Raw genomic sequence first — 17819 nt, forward strand, 5'->3', positions numbered from 1 at the left:
GCCGCGCCGCATCGGGCCGTGACTCACGGGCGCGGATCGCCGCCACCGGCTGCCGTACGGCCGGCGAGGACTTCGGCCCTGCACTCGGCCGGGCTGCCCCACGCGGTGTGCAGGGCACGGGACTTGGTGAGCCAGAGGGACAGGTCGTACTCGGCCGTGTAGCCGATCGCGCCGTGCGCCTGGAGCGCCGTACGGGCGGTGGCGTACGCCGCCTCACAGGCCGTCACCTTGGCCGCCGCGACGTCCGCCGGGTCCATGGACAGCGCCGCGCCGAAGAGCAAGGGCCGCGCGAACTCCAGGGCGACCTTCGCGTCGGCGAGTTGGTGCTTGACGGCCTGGAACGAGCCGATCGGAACACCGAACTGCGTGCGCCGCTTGACGTACTCCACCGTCATGTCGAGAAGGGCGAGTCCGACCCCCAGCGCCTGCGCGGCCGTCGCGAGCCGGGCCCAGGTGAGGGCCTGGGCGGCGGCACGGGTCACATGGGGTCCGGCGGCGAGGAGCTCGCCGCCGGGGCGGGGGAGGGTGAGCCGCCGGGCGCGGTCGAGGGAGGGGCGCGGGGCGGGGGCGTCAACTCCGGGCGTGATGGGGGTCGTTGGGCTGCTGCCGGTGCCGGTGCCGGTGCCGGTGCCGCTGTCGTGCGGGTGCGGGTGCGGGTGCGGTGTCTGTGTCAGGTGCAGCTGTGCGGGGGCGGCGCTGGTGTCGGGCGGGCCCGTGCCCGTGTTCTGTGTGCTGGTGTCAGGTCTGCTGGTATCGGGCACCCCCGCGTCTCGCGTCTCGGTGCCCTGTGTACCCGCGTCTCGCGTGCCGGTGCCGCGCGCCCCCGCGTCTCGCGGCCCGGTGTCGCTGATGCCCGGGTCGACCCGGCCCACGTCACGCGCCGTGTCGCGGGTGCCCGAGCCGCGCACCCCCGCGTCACGCCCAGCCGGATGCTCTCCACGGCCGGCCCCGGGATATGTCACCGTCAGACAGACTTCCGCCGCGTCCGCGTCCAGTACGAACGGCCCCCCGCCCGGCAGGGCCACCGTGGCCAGCGCCGCACCCGAGGCGAGCGCCGGCAGGAGGCGCTTGGCGGGGCCCGACTCGTCGAGCCGGGAGAGCAGCGCGGCCGCCGCCACCGTCTCGACCAGCGGGCCCGGGACCCCGTGGCGGCCCAACTCGACGAAGGCGACGGCCAGTTCCACGGGCAGGGGGCCCACCCCCTCGTAAGCCTCCGGTACCGCCAGCGCGAAGACGCCCGCGTCGGCGAGCCGGGACCACAGGGCGCGGCCCGCGGTGTGGTCGCCCGCGGCCCAGCCCCGGATGACGGCCGGGGTGTCCGCCGCGGTCAGCAGCGCGTTCAGGGAGTGGGCGAAGGCGCGCTGCTCGGGGTCGAGGAGGAAGCGCATCAGCGGCGGCCCTTCGGGAGGCCGAGGAGTCGCTCGGCGATGATGTCGCGCTGGATCTCGTTTGTACCGGCGTAGAGGGGTCCGGCGAGGGAGAAGACATAGCCCTCGGACCAGTCGGTGTCGGCCAACTCGCCCTCGGGGCCCAGGAGATCGAGCGCTGTCTCGTGCAGCGCGATGTCGTATTCGGACCAGAAGACCTTGTTCAGGCTGGACTCCGGGCCGATCGGCTCCCCGGCGGCGAAACGGGAGGCGCCCGCGTAGGCGAAGAGCTGGTACGCGCGGGCGCCGATCACCGCGTCGGCCACCCGGTCGCGCAGGGCCGTGTCCGCGGGGTCGGCGCGGGTGCGCCAGAGGTCGACCAGCCGGTCGGCGGCGGCCAGAAAACGGCCCGGTGACCGCAGGGTCAGCCCGCGTTCGTTGCCCGCTGTCGACATGGCGATCCGCCAGCCCTGGCCCGGCTCGCCGATCACGTCCGTGTCGGGGACGAAGACGGAGTCGAGGAAGAGCTCGGCGAAGGCCGGTTTGCCGTCCAGGCGGCCGATCGGACGGACCGTCACGCCCGGTGCGCGCAGGTCGAACATCAGGTAGGTGAGGCCCTGGTGGGGCTTCGGGGCGTCCGGTTCGCTGCGGAAGAGGCCGAACGCGCGGTCCGCGAAGGCCGCCCGCGACGACCAGGTCTTCTGCCCGCTCAGTAGCCAGCCCCCGTCCGTGCGCACCGCCCGGGAGGTGAGCGAGGCCAGGTCGGAGCCCGCCTCGGGCTCGGACCACGCCTGCGCCCAGATGGTCCCGCCCGTGGCCATCGGCGGCAGTACGCGCGCGCGTTGCTCCTCCGTCCCATGGTCGAGGAGGGTGGGGGCGAGCAGGCTGATGCCGTTCTGGCTGACCCGGCCCGGCGCGCCCGCCGCGTAGTACTCCTCCTCGAACACCAGCCACCGCACGATGTCCGCGCCCCGGCCGCCGTACGCCGTCGGCCACGACACCACCGACCAGCGGTCCGCGGCGAGTTCGGCCTCCCACGCGCGGTGCGCGGCGAAGCCCTCCTCGGTCTCCAGCGAGGGGAGGGGAGCGGACGGCACGTGGGCGGCGAGCCAGGCGCGGGCCTCGGTGCGGAAGGCCTCGTCGGCCGGGGAGTGGGCGAGATCCATGGGCAGCACCCTTCGGGGGAACCCTGCGGCGGCAACCTTCCCTAACAAGTGTTTGGTAGGTTAGCGTGAGGTCATGAACGACGTCGAGAGTCCGGCGTACGTATCCGGGCACGGGCTGCTGAAGGGGCGCACCGCCGTCATCACCGCGGCGGCGGGCGCCGGCATCGGCGGGGCCACGGCGCGCAGGTTCCTGGAGGAGGGGGCCCGTGTGCTGGTCAGCGACGCGCACGCGCGGCGGCTCAAGGAGAGCGCCGAGGTCCTGGCCGGCGAGTTCGGCGTCGAAAACGTCGCCGCGGCGCCCTGCGACGTAACCGACGAGGACCAGGTCCAGGCCCTCTTCGGCACGGCTCTGGAACGGCACGGCGGCCTGGACATAGTCGTCAACAACGCCGGTCTCGGCGGCACTTCGGACCTCGTCGACATGACCGACGACCAGTGGTCGCGCGTGCTCGACGTGACCCTCAGCGGCACCTTCCGCTGTACCCGGGCCGCCCTGCGACTGCTCAAGGAGCGGCGCGGCGGCGGTGTGATCGTCAACAACGCCTCCGTCGTCGGCTGGCGCGCCCAGGCCGGGCAGGCGCACTACGCCGCCGCGAAGGCGGGGGTCATGGCGCTCACCCGGTGCGCGGCGATCGAGGCCGCCGCGTACGGGGTGCGGGTCAACGCCGTGTCGCCGAGCCTCGCCATGCACCCGCACCTGGTGAAGGTGACCACGCCCGAGCTGCTGGAGGAGCTGACGGCCCGCGAGGCGTACGGGCGGTACGCCGAGCCCTGGGAGGTGGCCAACGTGATCGTGTTCCTGGCGTCCGGCTACTCCTCGTACCTCACCGGGGAAGTCGTCTCCGTCAGCAGTCAGCATGCGTAGGACAGGTGGCCGTATGACCACAATGGCCCGGTGCCTACCAAGAAGAAGCCCCCGGTGACCGCCTCGCCGGAGCGGCGCCGCGAACTGCTCGACACGGCCGCCGAGGTCTTCGCCGAGCAGGGCTACAACGCCACCACCGTCCGCACCATCGCCGACCAGGCCGGCATGCTCGCGGGCAGCCTCTACTACCACTTCGACTCCAAGGAATCGATGCTGGAGGAGATCCTGCGGACCTTCCTCGACGAGCTCTGGGGCGGCTACGACACCGTCCTGGACGCCGAACTGGGCCCCCGGGAAACCCTGGAGGCCCTGGTCACCGAGTCCTTCCGGGAGATCGACCGGCACCGCGCCGCCGTCGCGATCTACCAGAAGGAGTCCAGGCAGCTCGCCACGCAGCAGCGCTTCGCCTTCCTCGCCGAGTCCCAGCGCAACTTCGAGAAGGCGTGGCTGAGCACGCTGGAGCGCGGTGTCGCCGCCGAGGTATTCCGGGCCGATCTCGACATCCGGCTCACCTACCGGTTCGTGCGCGACACGGTGTGGGTCGCCGCGTCCTGGTACCGGCCCGGCGGGCACCACAGCCCGGAGGAGATCGCCCGGCAGTACCTGTCGATGGTCCTGGACGGGATCTCCGTACGCGAACAGCCCCCATTCCGCTAACCCCATACCCGGGTGTCCCCGAGGGAGTTGCCATGGCCGAGGCCTACATCGTCGAAGCGGTCCGTACGCCTGTCGGGCGGCGCAGGGGAGGCCTGAGCGGCGTCCACTCGGCCGACCTCGGCGCGCATGTCCTCAAGGCCCTGGTCGAGCGGTCCGGCGTGGACCCGGCCGCCGTCGAGGACGTCGTCTTCGGCTGCCTCGACACGGTCGGGCCGCAGGCCGGGGACATCGCGCGCACCGCCTGGCTGGCGGCCGGCCTGCCCGAGGAGGTGCCGGGCGTCACCGTCGACCGGCAGTGCGGCTCCTCCCAGCAGGCCGTGCACTTCGCCGCCCAGGGCGTCCTGTCCGGCACCCAGGACCTGGTGGTCGCGGGCGGCGTGCAGAACATGAGCCAGATACCCATCGCCTTCGCCTCCCGCCAGGCCACCGAACCGCTCGGCCTCACCCAGGGCCCCTTCGCGGGCAGCGAGGGCTGGCGGGCGCGCTACGGCGACCGGCCGGTCAACCAGTTCCACGCCGCCGAGCTGATCGCCGCCAAGTGGGGGATCAGCCGCCGTGACCAGGAGGAGTTCGCCCTCCGCTCCCACCAGCGGGCGATCCGTGCCATCGACGAGGGCCGCTTCGCGCGCGAGAGTGTCGCGTTCGGCGACGTCACGGTCGACGAGGGCCCGCGCCGGGACACCTCCCTGGAGAAGATGGCGGCCCTGAACTCCGTCATCGACGGTGGCACCGTCACCGCCGCCTGCTCCTCCCAGGTCTCCGACGGCGCCGCCGCCATGCTCCTCGCCTCCGAACGGGCCGTCCGGGAACACGGGCTGACGCCCCGCGCCCGTGTGCACCACCTCTCCGTACGCGGCGAGGACCCCATCCGCATGCTGACGGCCCCCATTCCGGCCACCGCGCACGCCCTCAAGAAGACCGGCATGTCCATCGGCGACATCGACCTCGTCGAGATCAACGAAGCCTTCGCCCCGGTCGTCCTCGCCTGGCTGAAGGAGACCGGCGCCGACCCGGCCAAGGTCAACGTCAACGGCGGCGCGATCGCCCTCGGTCATCCGCTGGGCGCCACCGGCGTGAGGCTGATGACGACCCTGCTGCACGAACTGGAGCGCACCGGGGGGCGGTTCGGGCTCCAGACCATGTGCGAAGGGGGCGGCCAGGCGAACGTGACGATCATCGAGCGGCTCTGAGGGCCTCCAGGCACTTCAAGGTCTCCTCGGCCTCGGTCATGATCCGGTTCACCAGCTCCTCGCACGAGGGCAGGTCGTCGATCACCCCGGCGACCTGGCCCGAGGCCATCACCCCGAGGTCCGTACGGCCGTCCACCATCGCGGATCTGAGCAGCATGGGGGTGTTGGCGGCGAGGAGGACCTGGCTCCAGGACAGGTTCTTGCCGTGCTTCATCGCGAGGCCGTCGCGGATCATCGCGGGCCAGGAGAGGCCGGACATTCTCCGGAAGCCCGCCGCCCTGCGGACGGCCTGAGCCAGCACCCTCGTACGGCCGGACCTCTCCAGGGAGTCCACGAGGTCCGTGCGCAGCATGCGGTGCGGGAGGCCGTCGACGGCCGTGGTGACCGTGACGTCCTTGACCGTCGCCGCCAGGTATCTCGCCTTCACCGCGGCGGGGACCGTCGAGTCGGAGGTCAGCAGGAACCGCGTGCCCATGGCGACGCCCGCCGCGCCCAACGCCAGCGCGGCGACCAGCCCCCGCCCGTCGTGGAAACCGCCCGCCGCCACGACCGGGACACCGACCGCGTCCACCACCTGCGGCAGCAGTACCGTCGTCGCCACCTCGCCGGTGTGACCGCCGCCCTCGCCGCCCTGCACGATCACCGCGTCCGCACCCCAGGCGGCCACTTTCTCGGCGTGCCGGCGGGCCCCGACGGAGGGGATGACGACCACGCCCGCGTCCTTCAGCTCCGCGATCAGCTCGCGGGAGGGGGCGAGCGCGAAGGACGCCACGCGGACGCCTTCGTCGATGATGATCCGCACTCTGTCTCGCGCGTCCCCCGCGTCGGCCCGCAGGTTCACACCGAACGGAGCGTCCGTGCGGGACCTGACCTCCCTTACGGCGCTCCGCAGTTGGTCGAGGGTCATCGTCGCGGAGGCCAGAATGCCCAGCGCGCCCGCGTTGGCCGTGGCGGACACCAGACGAGGGCCCGCCACCCAGCCCATCCCGGTCTGCACGACCGGGTGACGGACACCGACGAGCCGGGTGAGGGCGGTGTCCATCAGCGCCCCCCGGCCCTGGTTGCGCCGGGGACCTCGCGGTCCCGGGTGCCCTTCGGGTCGATGACCTCGCGGATCAACTCCAGCTCCGCCGGGGTCGGTTCACGGGTGTACGGCACCTCGTCGGGGATGTGCAGCCCGAAGCCCGTCGCCTCCCTGACCCGCTCCACGGTGACACCCGGGTGCAGGGAGGCCAGACGCATGGAGTGGTCGGGGGTGGCGAAGTCGAAGACGCCGAGGTCGGTCACCACACGCGGGATGCGGTGGAAGCGGGTGGCGCTCGGTCCCGCGGCGGCGGCACGGTCGTACCCCACTCCGCACACCATGTCGACCTTCTCGACGAACACCCGCGGGGAGTGCTTCGGGATCCAGTAACTCGTCGGGTTGTTCAGGGTGTTGACGGGGGCGCCGCGCACACCGAGCAGCTGGCGGCTGGGTCTGGCCCAGTCGCCGACGCACGAGATGTTCTGGTTGCCGAAGCGGTCGATCTGGCTCGCGCCCATCATCACGTGACGGCGCCCGCCGGTCACCATCGTCAGGTGCTGCCGGTAGGGCAGCCAGCCCTCCGGTGTCCCGTCGAGACCGACGAGCATCGCCTCCCCGTCGGTCAGCAGCAGATCGGGGGAGAAGGTGCGCCTGGCGAGGCGGGCGCCGATGGAGGGGATCAGGCCCATGGGGCTGGCGAGCACCTCGCCGTTGTCCCGCCAGGCCTCGGCACAGGCGATCACGCAGTACTCCGCCGGGGTCGCGCTCATCGGCGCTGCTCCTTCTGCCAGGCCTGGACGGCGCTCTGATAGGCGTGCTCGTCGCCGTGCAGGAACCGCTCGGCGAACTCGGCGTACGGCGTGGTCGCGTACAGCTTCTGGAAGGCCTCGTCGCGTCCGTGGTCGGGCGCGCAGGACGTGAAGTGCGCGCCGTTCGGCGCCTCCACGACGCCCGTCACGCTCGACCGTTTGAGCAGCAGGGTCTGCGGCGCGGCCTCCTTGGTGAGCTCCGCCGTGTCGACGATCCGCTCGCAGGAGACGTACGCCGCGTCGGCCGCCTCGCAGAACAGGTCGTCGAAGTACGGATCCGGGCCCAGATACTGCCCGTTGCCCAGCCGGTCCGCGCGGTTCATGTGGACCAGGGCCGCGTCCAGCCGCAGGGCGGGCATGGCGACGAACTCCTCCCTGACGCCGGAGACCTCGTCGGCGTACGGCGAAGTGACCGTCCGCAGACCGGGGTTGACCCGCATCACGTCCGAGCCCAGCCCCGCGCGCACCGGCAGGAAGGGCAGCCGGTTCACGGCGGCGCGCAGCCCCCACATGAACATCGCCTCGTCGACCTCCATCAGCTCGAAGGCCCCCCTCTCACGCGCCGCGCGGTAGTGCGGTTCGAGCGGGATCGAGTCGAGGGTCGCGAACGCCGTAACCAGCTTCCGTATCCGCCCGGCGGCGGCCAGCATGCCCACGTCCGGGCCGCCGTACGAGACGACGGTGAGATCGGTGATCTCGGACCGGAGCACCGCTCTCACCAGGGCCATCGGTTTGCGGCGCGACCCCCAGCCGCCGATGCCGAGGGTCATCCCGCTCTCCAGCCGGCCCACGGCTTCCTGGGCCGACATGGTCTTGTCGCTCACTGGGTGGCCTCCTTGCCGAAGGTGTCGCGGACGCGGTCGGCCACCCCGCTGAGGCCGGCCTCGTAGGTGAAGCCCTGCTCGAAGCGGTAGCTGCGGCGTACGTCGACGGGATCGATGCCGTTGATCGCGGCTTTGGCGAGGCGGAGGAGACGGCCGTCCTTCGCGGCGATCTCGCGGGCCAGCTCCAGGGCCGCGGCGGGCAGTTGGGCCCGCGGCACGACCTTCCACACCGAGCCGTGCGCGTGCAGCTCGGCGGCGGTCGCGGTGCGTGAGGTGTAGTAAAGGACGCGCATCAGGTGCTGCGGCACCAGGCGGGCCAGATGGGTGGCCGCGCCGAGCGCCCCGCGGTCCAGCTCGGGCAGCCCGAAGGTCGCGTCGTCGCTCGCCACGATCGCGTCAGCGTTGCCGACGAGGCCTATCCCGCCGCCCAGACAGAAGCCCTGGACCGCGGCGACCACCGGCACCTCGCACTCGTAGACCGCCGCGAAGGCCTCGAAGCAGCCTCTGTTCGCGCCGATGAGCACGTCATGGCCCGTGGTGTCCCGCTGTATCTCCTTGATGTCCACGCCCGCGTTGAAGCCGCGGCCCTCGGACGTCAGCACGACACAGCGGGTCCCGGGGTCGCGGCCCGCCGCGCGGACGGCATCGGCCAGGTCGAACCAGCCCCGCACCGGCAGCGCGTTCACCGGCGGGAAGTCGGCCGTGACGACGGAGATCCCCTTTTCCGGGTTCGAGACGGAGACACCCATGGGCACATCAGCTACCTTCGGCTATCTTTCCACCAAACGTTTGTTAGGTGAGATTTCGAAGCTAGCAGCGAATGCATCCCAGCGGGAGGCCCTGTGGACAACGTGGATCTCGGCGGCAGGACCGTCGTCGTCACGGGCGGTACCCGCGGGGTCGGGGCCGGGATCGCGCGGGCCTTCGCGCGGGCGGGCGCCGAGGTGCTGGTCTGCGCCCGCAGGCCGCCCGAAGTACCTCTGGAAGGGACCGAGTTCACCGCCGTGGACCTGCGGGACCCGGCCGCCGTCCGCGACTTCTTCGCCGCCCTGCCCCGGCTCGACGTGCTGGTCAACAACGTGGGCGGCGCGCCCTACCGGCCACTCGCGGAGGCGGACGCCGAACGCCACGCGCGCGTGATCGAGCTCAACCTCACCGTGCCGCTGACCGTCTCTCTCGCCGCGTACCGCCATCTCCAGCGGGCCAGGGGCTCCGTCGTGATGATCGGCAGTGTGAGCGGGGCGCGGCCGTCGCCCGGCACGGCGGCGTACGGCGCGGCCAAGGCGGGCCTGGAGAGCCTGGCCCGTTCGATGGCCGTCGAGTGGGCCCCCGACGTCCGAGTCAACACCCTCGTCGTCGGCATGGTCCGCACCGAGCGAGCACACCTGCACTACGGCGACGAGGACGCCGTGGCCGCCGTCGCCCGGACCGTGCCGCTGGGCCGCCTCGCCGAGCCGTACGACATCGGCCAGGCCGCCGTCTTCCTCGCCTCGGACTCCGCCGCGTACATCAGCGGGGCGAGTCTGCTGGTCCACGGCGGGGGCGAGCGGCCCGCCTTCCTCGATGCCGCGACCGCGAACAAGGAGAGCTGAGATGAGTGGACCGTTGCTGTGCGAGGGGCGCGTCGTCGTGGTCACGGGCGCGGGGCGCGGGCTCGGCCGGGCACACGCGCTCGCGTACGCCGCGGAAGGCGCCCAGGTCGTCGTCAACGACCTCGGCGTCGGTCTGGACGGCACCCCCGGCCCCGGCTCTCCCGCCGGGCAGGTCGTCGACGAGATCCGTTCGGCGGGCGGGGCGGCGGTGGCCCACGGAGGCGACGTCGCGATGACCGAGGGCGCCGCCTCCCTCGTACGCACCGCCCTGGAGACGTACGGGCGCCTCGACACGCTCGTCAACAACGCGGGGTTCCTGCGGGACCGGATGCTGGTCAACCTCGACGAGGACGACTGGGACGCCGTGATGCGGGTTCATCTGAAGGGGCACTTCCTGCCGCTGAAGCACGCGGCGGCGCACTGGCGGGCGGAGGCCAAAGCGGGGCGGCGGCCCCAGGCGCGGGTGGTGAACACCAGCAGTGGAGCCGGGCTGTTGGGGTCGGTCGGGCAGGGGAACTACAGCGCGGCCAAGGCCGGCATCGTCGGGCTGACGCTGGTCGCCGCCGCGGAACTCGGTCGGTACGGCGTCCAGGTCAACGCGGTCGCTCCCGCCGCGCGGACGCGGATGACCGAACGGGCGTTCGCGGAGGCGATGGCCGCGCCTGACGGGGGCGGGGTCTTCGACGCGATGGCGCCGGAGAACGTGTCGCCGTTGGTGGTGTGGCTGGGGTCCGCGGCCGGCTCCGGTGTCACCGGGCGGGTCTTCGAGGCCGAGGGTGGGCGGATCACCGTGATGGAGGGGTGGCGGGCGGGGCCCGGTGTGGACAAGGGGGCGCGGTGGACTCCGTCGGAAGCCGGGGATGCCGCGTTGAAGTTGTTGGCGGGGGCGGAGGTTCCTGGGGCGGTGTACGGGGTGGAGTGACCTGCGGGTTTCGCCCCCTCCGCCCCTTCCCGTCCCGTTCCTGGGGGCTGCGCCCCAGACCCCCCTTTCGCGCTGACGCGCTCGTCCTCAAACGCCGGACGGGCTCAAGAGCCCGCACCGCTCAGGACCGCTTCGAGCAGGCCGGCTATCTCCGCGTGCCCCGTCTGCTGGTCGTTGCCCGCCAGTGGGTTCCCTTCCGCGTCGACGATCCGGACCTCGACGATGTCGCCGCCGTCCTGCGGATAGCGGTGCGTGACGAAGGTGCGGTCGGGGCCGTACGCCTGCTCCAGGCCCGCGCGGAGTTCGGCCTCCACGTCGAGGGCCAGCCAACGGCGTGCCTCCGCGAGGGACTCGGACCGGGCTCGCGCTCCGTGTGCGAGGAGCGCGCGCACGCAACCGGGGGACCCCCGGCGGGTGGCCGCCACCAGCGGGGGCTCGCCGGTCGGGCCGGCACGGTCCGGGTCCGCGCCGCCCGCCAACAGGGCCTCCGTGACGGCGACATGGCCGCACCGCAACGCCCACGCCAGCGCCGTGAACCCGAATTCCTCCACCGTGTCGGGACCCGCCCCGGCCGCGAGCAGGGCCCGTACGACCTCCGTGTGGCCGCCGCAGGCCGCCCCGCACAGCGGAGCGTCGGAGCCCGAGCTGAGCCGGTCGGGCGCGGCGCCGGCCGCCAACAGCAGTCGTACGATGTCGGGTTGGTCGCTCACCGCCGCCAGGTACAGCGCCGTCTGGCCGTCCTCGTCCACGGACTCCGGATCCGCGCCGGAGCGCAGCAGCCGGACGACCGCGTCCTCGTCACTCTCGTACACAGCGGTGAAGAGAAGCGCCGTGGGGTCGTTCGTGCTCATCCCTCGACCCTCGCTCCCGAGGGCCGCGTAAGCAAAGGCTTTTGGGGTGTTCTGGCTCACCCCTCCCGTCACTCAGGTGTCGCACTCCAGTACCGTCCGGCAGAGCGCGCAGCGGGCCCGGACCCGGCCGCGCACCGGAACCCTGATCCGCTGGTGGCAGGTCGGGCACGGGAACGACACCCGCAGCGGGCCGCGGCCGTCGGGGGTGAAGGTGTAGGGGACGCCGGGCGGCGGGCCGGCGGCGGGGTGGTCCTGGGCGTAGCGGCGGTCCTTGGCGTAGCGGCGGCGGCCCGCCCAGCCGGCGGCGGTCAGCGGGGGCTGCTGCTCTTCGCGGCGGGCCCGCGCCATGCCCTTGGTGTACGCGGTGTACGCCTGCGGGCTGGTGAACCAGATCGAGGGGTCCTCGCCGAAGACCAGGGCGCGCTTCGCCAGGACGTATCCGAACTCCTCCGGCGTCAGATAGCCGAGCTTCTGCGAGGAGGCCGCGTCCTCGCGGTAGGCGTCGAGAAGGAGCCAGCCCGCGCCGAGGTAGGCCGCCGCGGTGTCCGTGAGGATCTCGGTGTCCCGGGTGCCGGGGAAGGCGAGGTCCAGGCGGTGCAGGTACACGTGCATGACCTCGTGGGCGAGGGCGGCACCGATGTCCCGGCGGTGGGTACGAAACCGGTCGTTGAGTTCGATGAAGTACTCGGGGCCCGCGGCGAGTTCGACGTTCGCCGCGTGCTCCATCTCGCGGAATCCGATGATCATCCGGGCGTCCGGCAGCCGGTAGTGCCGCACCATCTCGCGGGCCACGCGCTGGGCGCCCAGATGGAGGTCGTCGATGTCGCTGAAGGCCACGTCGGCGGGGATCACGCTGGTCGCGAAGGTGTGGATGGTGTCGTACGAGAGCCGTTTGTAGAGCGCGGTGATCGAGGCCCGCACCATGTCGAGGTGCGGGTAGCCGTGCTCGACGGGTCCGCCGTTGGCCACGTCCGCACCCCCTGAAGACGCCGGAGCCGACTTCCACTGTAGGCCGGGGTTCCGGCAGGCGGCGGAGTGCGGACGGGGGCGGGGGAGCGGAGGTGGCCGGAATGAGGCCCTTGCCGGGGTCGCGGAGCGCTCCCCATAATCCGCAGCAGCTTGGCAGGAACATGCCAGGCGTGTCGGGTCGGTCGGCGCTACCGGTGTCGCGGCCCAGTGCTGTGCGTGACGCGCGGCTCCCCGCCGCGCGTTCAACCCCCCACGAAGGGAAGCACGTTGAAGTTTCTGAAGAAGTTCACCGGCGTCAAGAGAACGCTCGCCATCGGCGCAGTCCTCCTCGCGGCCGTCTCCCTCCAGCCGCTGTCCAGCGCGCAGGCCGCGCCCGCGCCCGTCGTCGGCGGAACCCGGGCCGCGCAGGGTGAGTTCCCGTTCATGGTCCGGCTCTCCATGGGCTGTGGCGGCGCGCTCTACACCCAGCAGATCGTGCTCACCGCCGCGCACTGCGTGAACGGCACCGGCGCCAACACCAGCATCACCGCCACCGCCGGCGTCGTCGACCTCCAGTCCACCACCGGCCGGGTCCAGGTCAAATCCACCTACGTCTACCGCGCCCCCGGCTACAACGGCAACGGCAAGGACTGGGCGCTCATCAAGCTGGCCTCGCCCATCACCACCCAGTCCACCCTGAAGATCGCCACCACCACGCAGTACAACACCGGCACCTTCACCATCGCGGGCTGGGGCTCGGCCAGCGAGGGCGGCGCCCAGCAGCGCTACCTGCTGAAGGCGACCGTGCCCTTCGTCAGTGACGCCACCTGTCGCTCGTACAGCGGCTACAGCGGTCTGGTCGCCAGTGACGAGATCTGCGCCGGCTACACGGCGGGCGGCGTCGACACCTGCCAGGGCGACTCCGGCGGCCCGATGTTCCGCCGGGACAGCGCGAACGCCTGGATCCAGGTCGGCATCGTCAGCTGGGGCATCGGCTGCGCGCGGGCCAACGCTCCCGGTGTCTACTCCGAGGTCTCGACGTTCGCATCGGCCATAGCGAGCGCCGCGGCGACGCTCTGATCTCCGGCCCGTCTCCGGCGGTCCCCGGCTGATCCAATCCCCGGCCGGTCTCCGGCTCTTTGACGCCGTACGCGGGTTGGTGGGCGTCCGTGACCTGTTCTGGTGTCGCGGGCGCCCTGGCGTGTGCGTGCGTGCCTTCGGCCGGCAAGGGTGTGGCCGGTCGGGTGCGGCCCGCTGTATGTGTCCCGCTGTGCGTGGTTTGCCGTGTGTGGTCCGCCGTGCGCGCCGCGGGAAAAGGGTTCGGTTCCGGTCGGCGGGCGCTGACATACTCCACGCCATGAGCACCGGACAACAACCCCCTGTCTCCGCGTCGTTGCAGGTCGGCGGCAAGGACGACGCGTTGGAGCAGCGCCTCGACGACGAGCTGACCGCGTTCAACGCCCGGGCCACCGGCGCCGGGGATCCGGTCCCGTTCTCCGTCCGGGTGACCGACTCCGGGGACGAACTCGTCGGCGGCCTCACCGCCTGGGTCTGGGGCAGCCTCTGCGCGATCGACATGCTGTGGGTACGTGAGGACCAGCGGCACGCGGGCTGGGGCGGCAAGCTGCTGCGGGCCGCCGAGGAGGAGGGCGCCCGGCGGGGCTGCACCGAGGCGATCGTCTCGTCCTTCACCTTCCAGGCCCCCGGCTTCTACCAGAGGCGGGGGTATCGCGAGTCGGGCCGCACGGAGGGGATTCCGGGCGGTCATCAGGACGTGCACTTCCACAAGGCGCTGACGGCCCCGCGCTGAGGTGGACCGGCGACGCGCGGCCGGCGACCTGCCCGGGCCGTACGGGGAGCGTCGCGGGCCGATGACAGCGGAGTCCGCACGCCCCTTACGCTTGGACCCCATGACCACCAGCAACACCGATGAGACGGCGGGCGGCGCGGGCGGCCGGACCGACCCGGCCGTCCGCGCCGAACTGGCCCGGCTGCGCGACAGCATCGACAACATCGACGCCGCCGTCGTCCACATGCTCGCCGAGCGCTTCAAGTGCACCCAGCAGGTCGGCCACCTCAAGGCCGCCTACCAACTGCCGCCCGCCGACCCGGCCCGCGAGGCCCAGCAGATCGCCCGGCTGCGCCGCCTCGCCGAGAACGCCAAGCTGGATCCGGCCTTCGCCGAAAAATTGCTCAATTTCATCATCGCCGAGGTCATCCGCCACCACGAGCGCATCGCGGACGGCGCCGAGGGCCCCGCGGCCGCCACGGGGGAGTGACACCGGGCGGTCCGACCGTGCATCCTGCGCTGAGCACTCCGCACCGCGTTCGTGTCGAGCACTCCTTGTCAACCACGGATACACGCTGTGTGTCCGGACGGGCATAAGCTGGTATGTCCAAACGAGGGGACGTCGGGCCATGCCTTCGGATGCCAGGATCCTCATCGTCGACGACCACGAGGACACGCTGTACGCCCTGGAGAACGCCCTGGCCCCGCTGGGCTACCTGCTGTCCCGGGCGACCAGCGGCGACAGGGCCCTCAAGGAAGTCCTGCGCGGCCAGGTCGGACTGCTCGTCCTGGACGTACGGATGCCCGGCGTCAGCGGACTCGACGTCGTGCGCTACATGCGGCGCCTGGAACAGACCCAGCACATCCCCGTCCTCCTGGTCACCGGCTTCGGTTCCGACGCCGAACTGACCTCCGCCGCCTTCGGCCTCGGCGTCGCCGACCTCGTCATGAAACCCATCGACCCCTGGACGCTGCGCACCAAGGTCCGCTACCTGTACGACACCCACCAGCGCTACCAAAGCCTGGAACGCGAGGTGCGTGAACTGCGCGCCCTGGTCAGGGAACACCCCCCGGACGTCACGCCCGCGCGCCAGGACACCCGCGTCCCCGTCCAGCGCGACGCCCACCACGGGAAGCTGAAGCGGGACAGAACCCCGTAAGCGCGACCAGGGACGGAAACAGCGACGGAACCCCACAAGGACAAAAGGGGTACGACGGACCGCCTCTGTGCGCTGCCGGGCCGATCAGGCAGCATGTCCCCCATGTCCGTACTGACGCGCGACGAAGCGCAGACCCGTGCCAGGCTCCTCGACGTCCACCACTACGGGATCGCACTCGACCTGACCGGCGGGGACGACACCTTCGACTCCCGAACCGTCATCCGGTTCACCGCCCGTGCCGACGCGGACACCTTCGTCGAGCTGAAGCCCGCCGAGCTGCGCTCCGTCACCCTGGACGGGCAGCCCCTCGCCCCCGAGACCCTCGACGAGAACCGGCTGCCGCTCAAGGGCCTGACCGCCGGCGAGCACGAGCTGCGCGTCGACGCCGCGATGCGCTACTCCCGTACCGGCGAGGGCATGCACCGCTTCACCGACCCCACCGACGGCGAGACCTACCTCTACACCCAGCTCTTCATGGAAGACGTCCAGCGCGTCTTCGCCGCCTTCGACCAGCCCGACCTGAAGGCCGTCTTCGAGCTGTCCGTCACCGCCCCCGAGGGCTGGACCGTCCTCGCCAACGGCGTCACCGAACACCTCGGCGAAGGACGCTGGGAAGCCGCCGCGACCCCGCTGATCTCCACCTACCTGGTCGCCGTCGCCGCGGGCCCCTGGCACTCCGTACGCACCGAGCATCGCGGCCTCCCCTTCGGCATCCACTGCCGCCGCTCGCTGGCCCCCTCCCTGGACGCCGACGCCGACGAGATCCTCGACATCACCCGTGCCTGCTTCGACCGCTACCACGAGAAGTTCGACGAGCCCTACCCCTTCGACTCCTACGACCAGGCGTTCGTCCCCGAGTTCAACGCCGGAGCCATGGAGAACCCCGGACTCGTCACCTTCCGCGACGAGTTCATCTACCGCTCCGCCGTCACCGACACCGAGCGCCAGACCCGCGCCATGGTCATCGCCCACGAGATGGCCCACATGTGGTTCGGCGACCTCGTCACGCTGCGCTGGTGGGACGACATCTGGCTGAACGAGTCCTTCGCCGAGTACATGGGCTACCAGACCCTCACCGAGGCGACCCGGTTCACCGACACCTGGACCGAGTTCGGCGTCACCCGCAAACCCTGGGGCTACGACGCGGACCAGCGCCCCTCCACCCACCCCGTCGCCCCCGACCCGGAGGCCGTCCCCGACACCGCCTCCGCCATGCTCAACTTCGACGGCATCTCCTACGCCAAGGGCGCCTCGGCCCTGCGCCAACTCGTCGCCTGGCTGGGCGAGAAGGACTTCCTCGCCGGCATCAACACCCACTTCGCCCGCCACAAGTTCGGCAACGCCACCCTCGCCGACTTCATCGACTCCCTCGCCGGAGCGACCGAACGGGACGTACACGCCTGGGCCGACGCCTGGCTGCGCACCACCGGCGTCGACACCCTCACCACCACCGTCACGGAGAACAGCCCCGGCTGGACGCTCGCCGTCGACCGCGCCGGCAGCCGCCCGCACCGCGTCGAGGTCGGCCTCTACGACCGTGAACCCACCGACGGCCGCGCCCTCGTCGCGCGGGAACGCGTCCACCTCGAACTGCCCATGGGCGACGCGGCCCAGAGCTTCCCCGGCCACCGACCCGCCCTGATCGTCCCCAACGAGGCGGATCTGACCTACGCCAAGATCCGCCTCGACGAGGCCTCCCTGGAGACCGTCCTGCGCGGCCTCTCCGCGATTCCCGACGGCCTCACCCGCGCGGTCATCTGGAACACCCTGCGCGACATGGCCCGCGACGGTGAACTCGCCCCGGCCGACTACCTGGAGACCGCCGCCGCCCACCTGCCCGAGGAGACCGACCTCGCCCTCGTCCAGGGCGTGCTGTCCTTCGCCTCCGCCCAGCTCGCCGACCGCTGTGTCCGCCCCGAGGACCGGCCCGCCGCGCTCGCCACCCTCGGCTCCCTGTGCCGGGACCTGATCCGCCGCACCGAGGACGGGTCCCACCCCGGTCTGCGCCTCACCGCCGTACGCCACTTCATCGACGTCGCCGCCCATCCCGACACCATCAGCGCCTGGTTCTCCGAGGGCACCGTGCCCGGCGGGCCCGAGCTCGACCCCGAGCTGCGCTGGCGCATCCTGTCCCGGCTGGCCGTTCTCGGCGCGATCGACGACGCCGTCATCGACGCCGAACTCGTGCAGGACCCCAGTGCCACCGGGCAGGAGGGCGCCGCCCGTTGCCGTGCGGCGCTGCCCGATCCGCAGGCCAAGAGGGCGGCGTGGGAGTCGATGTTCGCCACCGACGATCTCTCCAACTACCTCTTCACCGCCACCGCCCAGGGGTTCTGGCAGCCCGAACAGGGCGATCTCGTACGAGAGTACGTCGAGCGGTACTGGCCCGACGCCGTCGCGCTCGCCGCCCGTCGTGGGCCTGCCATCGCCGAGGCCGCCGGGCGCTGGGCCTTCCCCGTGTACGCCGTCACGCCGGACACCCTCGCTCTCGGCGAGGCCTGTCTCCGTGACGCCGACCCGATCCCGGCGCTGCGTCGCAAGCTCGCCGATCAACTGGACGATCTGGCGCGGGCGTTGAGGGTTCGGGAGGGGTAGCCGGATTTCTCGCCCCCTCCGCCCCTTCCCGTCCCGTCTCTGGGGGCTGCGCCCCCAGCC

Annotated in this window: 18 protein-coding genes; 10 read left to right on the plus strand and 8 right to left on the minus strand. The window is 72.0% G+C overall.

What is annotated here, in order from left to right; genetic code table 11:
• Positions 1-23: 23 nt before the first annotated feature.
• The gene (locus tag ACIBLC_RS21595; protein ID WP_399212687.1) at positions 24-1388 is read right to left on the minus strand and encodes an acyl-CoA dehydrogenase family protein; all 1365 of its coding nucleotides are present in this window, start codon (positions 1386-1388) and stop codon (positions 24-26) included.
• Positions 1388-2533: an acyl-CoA dehydrogenase family protein gene (locus ACIBLC_RS21600; protein WP_399212688.1), complete on the minus strand. Its 1146-nt coding sequence runs from the start codon at positions 2531-2533 to the stop codon at positions 1388-1390. The genes ACIBLC_RS21595 and ACIBLC_RS21600 overlap by 1 nt, the downstream gene beginning before the upstream one ends.
• A 73-nt stretch (positions 2534-2606) precedes the next feature.
• Here ACIBLC_RS21600 and ACIBLC_RS21605 point away from each other — a divergent pair, with 73 nt between their 5' ends.
• From ACIBLC_RS21605 to ACIBLC_RS21615, 3 genes are read left to right on the plus strand one after another with little or no spacing between them, the layout of a single operon-like run.
• On the plus strand, positions 2607-3398 hold the full coding sequence (locus ACIBLC_RS21605) for an SDR family oxidoreductase (protein ID WP_399212689.1): 792 nt from the start codon (positions 2607-2609) through the stop codon (positions 3396-3398).
• A gap of 30 nt (positions 3399-3428) precedes the next feature.
• Positions 3429-4055, plus strand: a complete 627-nt coding sequence (locus ACIBLC_RS21610) for a TetR/AcrR family transcriptional regulator (protein WP_399212690.1) — start codon at positions 3429-3431, stop codon at positions 4053-4055.
• A 32-nt stretch (positions 4056-4087) separates the two neighbouring features.
• Complete coding sequence (locus ACIBLC_RS21615) at positions 4088-5245, plus strand: acetyl-CoA C-acetyltransferase (protein WP_399212691.1); 1158 nt, start codon at positions 4088-4090, stop codon at positions 5243-5245.
• On the opposite strand, the gene ACIBLC_RS21620 is transcribed toward ACIBLC_RS21615, so the two are convergent.
• From ACIBLC_RS21620 to ACIBLC_RS21635, 4 genes are read right to left on the minus strand one after another with little or no spacing between them, the layout of a single operon-like run.
• Positions 5229-6287 carry an NAD(P)H-dependent flavin oxidoreductase gene (locus ACIBLC_RS21620; protein ID WP_399212692.1) on the minus strand — a complete coding sequence of 353 codons (1059 nt, stop codon included), beginning with the start codon at positions 6285-6287 and terminating at the stop codon, positions 5229-5231. The genes ACIBLC_RS21615 and ACIBLC_RS21620 overlap by 17 nt on opposite strands.
• Positions 6287-7039 (minus strand): CoA-transferase subunit beta, encoded by a 753-nt coding sequence (locus tag ACIBLC_RS21625; RefSeq protein WP_399212694.1) that lies wholly within the window; start codon positions 7037-7039, stop codon positions 6287-6289. The genes ACIBLC_RS21620 and ACIBLC_RS21625 overlap by 1 nt, the downstream gene beginning before the upstream one ends.
• On the minus strand, positions 7036-7902 hold the full coding sequence (locus ACIBLC_RS21630; RefSeq protein ID WP_399212695.1) for a CoA transferase subunit A: 867 nt from the start codon (positions 7900-7902) through the stop codon (positions 7036-7038). Before ACIBLC_RS21630 ends, ACIBLC_RS21625 begins: the two co-directional genes overlap by 4 nt.
• Complete coding sequence (locus tag ACIBLC_RS21635; RefSeq protein ID WP_399212696.1) at positions 7899-8651, minus strand: enoyl-CoA hydratase family protein; 753 nt, start codon at positions 8649-8651, stop codon at positions 7899-7901. The genes ACIBLC_RS21630 and ACIBLC_RS21635 overlap by 4 nt, the downstream gene beginning before the upstream one ends.
• 102 nt (positions 8652-8753) lie before the next feature.
• On the opposite strand from ACIBLC_RS21635, the gene ACIBLC_RS21640 reads away from it, so the two are divergent.
• Together ACIBLC_RS21640 and ACIBLC_RS21645 are read left to right on the plus strand one after the other, a co-directional pair.
• On the plus strand, positions 8754-9494 hold the full coding sequence (locus ACIBLC_RS21640; RefSeq protein WP_399212848.1) for an SDR family oxidoreductase: 741 nt from the start codon (positions 8754-8756) through the stop codon (positions 9492-9494).
• Position 9495: 1 nt separating this feature from the next.
• Entirely contained in the window at positions 9496-10416 is a 921-nt protein-coding gene (locus tag ACIBLC_RS21645; RefSeq protein ID WP_399212697.1) for an SDR family oxidoreductase, read from the plus strand.
• A 104-nt stretch (positions 10417-10520) separates the two neighbouring features.
• Here ACIBLC_RS21645 and ACIBLC_RS21650 read toward each other — a convergent pair whose 3' ends face one another.
• Both ACIBLC_RS21650 and ACIBLC_RS21655 read right to left on the minus strand, forming a co-directional pair.
• Positions 10521-11267 carry an ankyrin repeat domain-containing protein gene (locus tag ACIBLC_RS21650; protein ID WP_399212698.1) on the minus strand — a complete coding sequence of 249 codons (747 nt, stop codon included), beginning with the start codon at positions 11265-11267 and terminating at the stop codon, positions 10521-10523.
• Between the two features lie 72 nt (positions 11268-11339).
• Positions 11340-12236, minus strand: coding sequence for a hypothetical protein (locus ACIBLC_RS21655; protein WP_399212699.1), 897 nt, complete (start codon positions 12234-12236; stop codon positions 11340-11342).
• A gap of 276 nt (positions 12237-12512) precedes the next feature.
• On the opposite strand from ACIBLC_RS21655, the gene ACIBLC_RS21660 reads away from it, so the two are divergent.
• From ACIBLC_RS21660 to pepN, 5 genes are all read left to right on the plus strand, one after another.
• Positions 12513-13295 (plus strand): S1 family peptidase, encoded by a 783-nt coding sequence (locus tag ACIBLC_RS21660; protein WP_399212849.1) that lies wholly within the window; start codon positions 12513-12515, stop codon positions 13293-13295.
• Between the two features lie 277 nt (positions 13296-13572).
• Positions 13573-14025 carry a GNAT family N-acetyltransferase gene (locus ACIBLC_RS21665; protein WP_399212700.1) on the plus strand — a complete coding sequence of 151 codons (453 nt, stop codon included), beginning with the start codon at positions 13573-13575 and terminating at the stop codon, positions 14023-14025.
• A gap of 100 nt (positions 14026-14125) precedes the next feature.
• Positions 14126-14494 carry a chorismate mutase gene (locus ACIBLC_RS21670; RefSeq protein ID WP_399212701.1) on the plus strand — a complete coding sequence of 123 codons (369 nt, stop codon included), beginning with the start codon at positions 14126-14128 and terminating at the stop codon, positions 14492-14494.
• Positions 14495-14633: 139 nt separating this feature from the next.
• A complete protein-coding gene (locus tag ACIBLC_RS21675) occupies positions 14634-15164 on the plus strand; it encodes a two-component system response regulator (protein WP_399212702.1) in 531 nt (176 codons plus the stop codon).
• 93 nt (positions 15165-15257) lie between these two features.
• Positions 15258-17759: an aminopeptidase N gene (gene pepN / locus ACIBLC_RS21680; protein WP_399212703.1), complete on the plus strand. Its 2502-nt coding sequence runs from the start codon at positions 15258-15260 to the stop codon at positions 17757-17759.
• Positions 17760-17819 lie beyond the last annotated feature (60 nt).

Source organism: Streptomyces sp. NPDC050535, assembly GCF_044457665.1.
Taxonomy (GTDB): domain Bacteria; phylum Actinomycetota; class Actinomycetes; order Streptomycetales; family Streptomycetaceae; genus Streptomyces.

Bases quoted from the DNA above. Each gene is read 5' to 3' on its own strand.
- ACIBLC_RS21595 (WP_399212687.1), bottom strand. From the start codon at position 1,388: ATGCGCTTCCTCCTCGACCCCGAGCAGCGCGCCTTCGCCCACTCCCTG.
- ACIBLC_RS21600 (WP_399212688.1), bottom strand. From the start codon at position 2,533: ATGGATCTCGCCCACTCCCCGGCCGACGAGGCCTTCCGCACCGAGGCC.
- ACIBLC_RS21605 (WP_399212689.1), top strand. From the start codon at position 2,607: ATGAACGACGTCGAGAGTCCGGCGTACGTATCCGGGCACGGGCTGCTG.
- ACIBLC_RS21615 (WP_399212691.1), top strand. From the start codon at position 4,088: ATGGCCGAGGCCTACATCGTCGAAGCGGTCCGTACGCCTGTCGGGCGG.
- ACIBLC_RS21620 (WP_399212692.1), bottom strand. From the start codon at position 6,287: ATGGACACCGCCCTCACCCGGCTCGTCGGTGTCCGTCACCCGGTCGTG.
- ACIBLC_RS21625 (WP_399212694.1), bottom strand. From the start codon at position 7,039: ATGAGCGCGACCCCGGCGGAGTACTGCGTGATCGCCTGTGCCGAGGCC.
- ACIBLC_RS21635 (WP_399212696.1), bottom strand. From the start codon at position 8,651: ATGGGTGTCTCCGTCTCGAACCCGGAAAAGGGGATCTCCGTCGTCACG.
- ACIBLC_RS21645 (WP_399212697.1), top strand. From the start codon at position 9,496: ATGAGTGGACCGTTGCTGTGCGAGGGGCGCGTCGTCGTGGTCACGGGC.
- ACIBLC_RS21650 (WP_399212698.1), bottom strand. From the start codon at position 11,267: ATGAGCACGAACGACCCCACGGCGCTTCTCTTCACCGCTGTGTACGAG.
- ACIBLC_RS21665 (WP_399212700.1), top strand. From the start codon at position 13,573: ATGAGCACCGGACAACAACCCCCTGTCTCCGCGTCGTTGCAGGTCGGC.
- ACIBLC_RS21670 (WP_399212701.1), top strand. From the start codon at position 14,126: ATGACCACCAGCAACACCGATGAGACGGCGGGCGGCGCGGGCGGCCGG.
- ACIBLC_RS21675 (WP_399212702.1), top strand. From the start codon at position 14,634: ATGCCTTCGGATGCCAGGATCCTCATCGTCGACGACCACGAGGACACG.
- pepN (WP_399212703.1), top strand. From the start codon at position 15,258: ATGTCCCCCATGTCCGTACTGACGCGCGACGAAGCGCAGACCCGTGCC.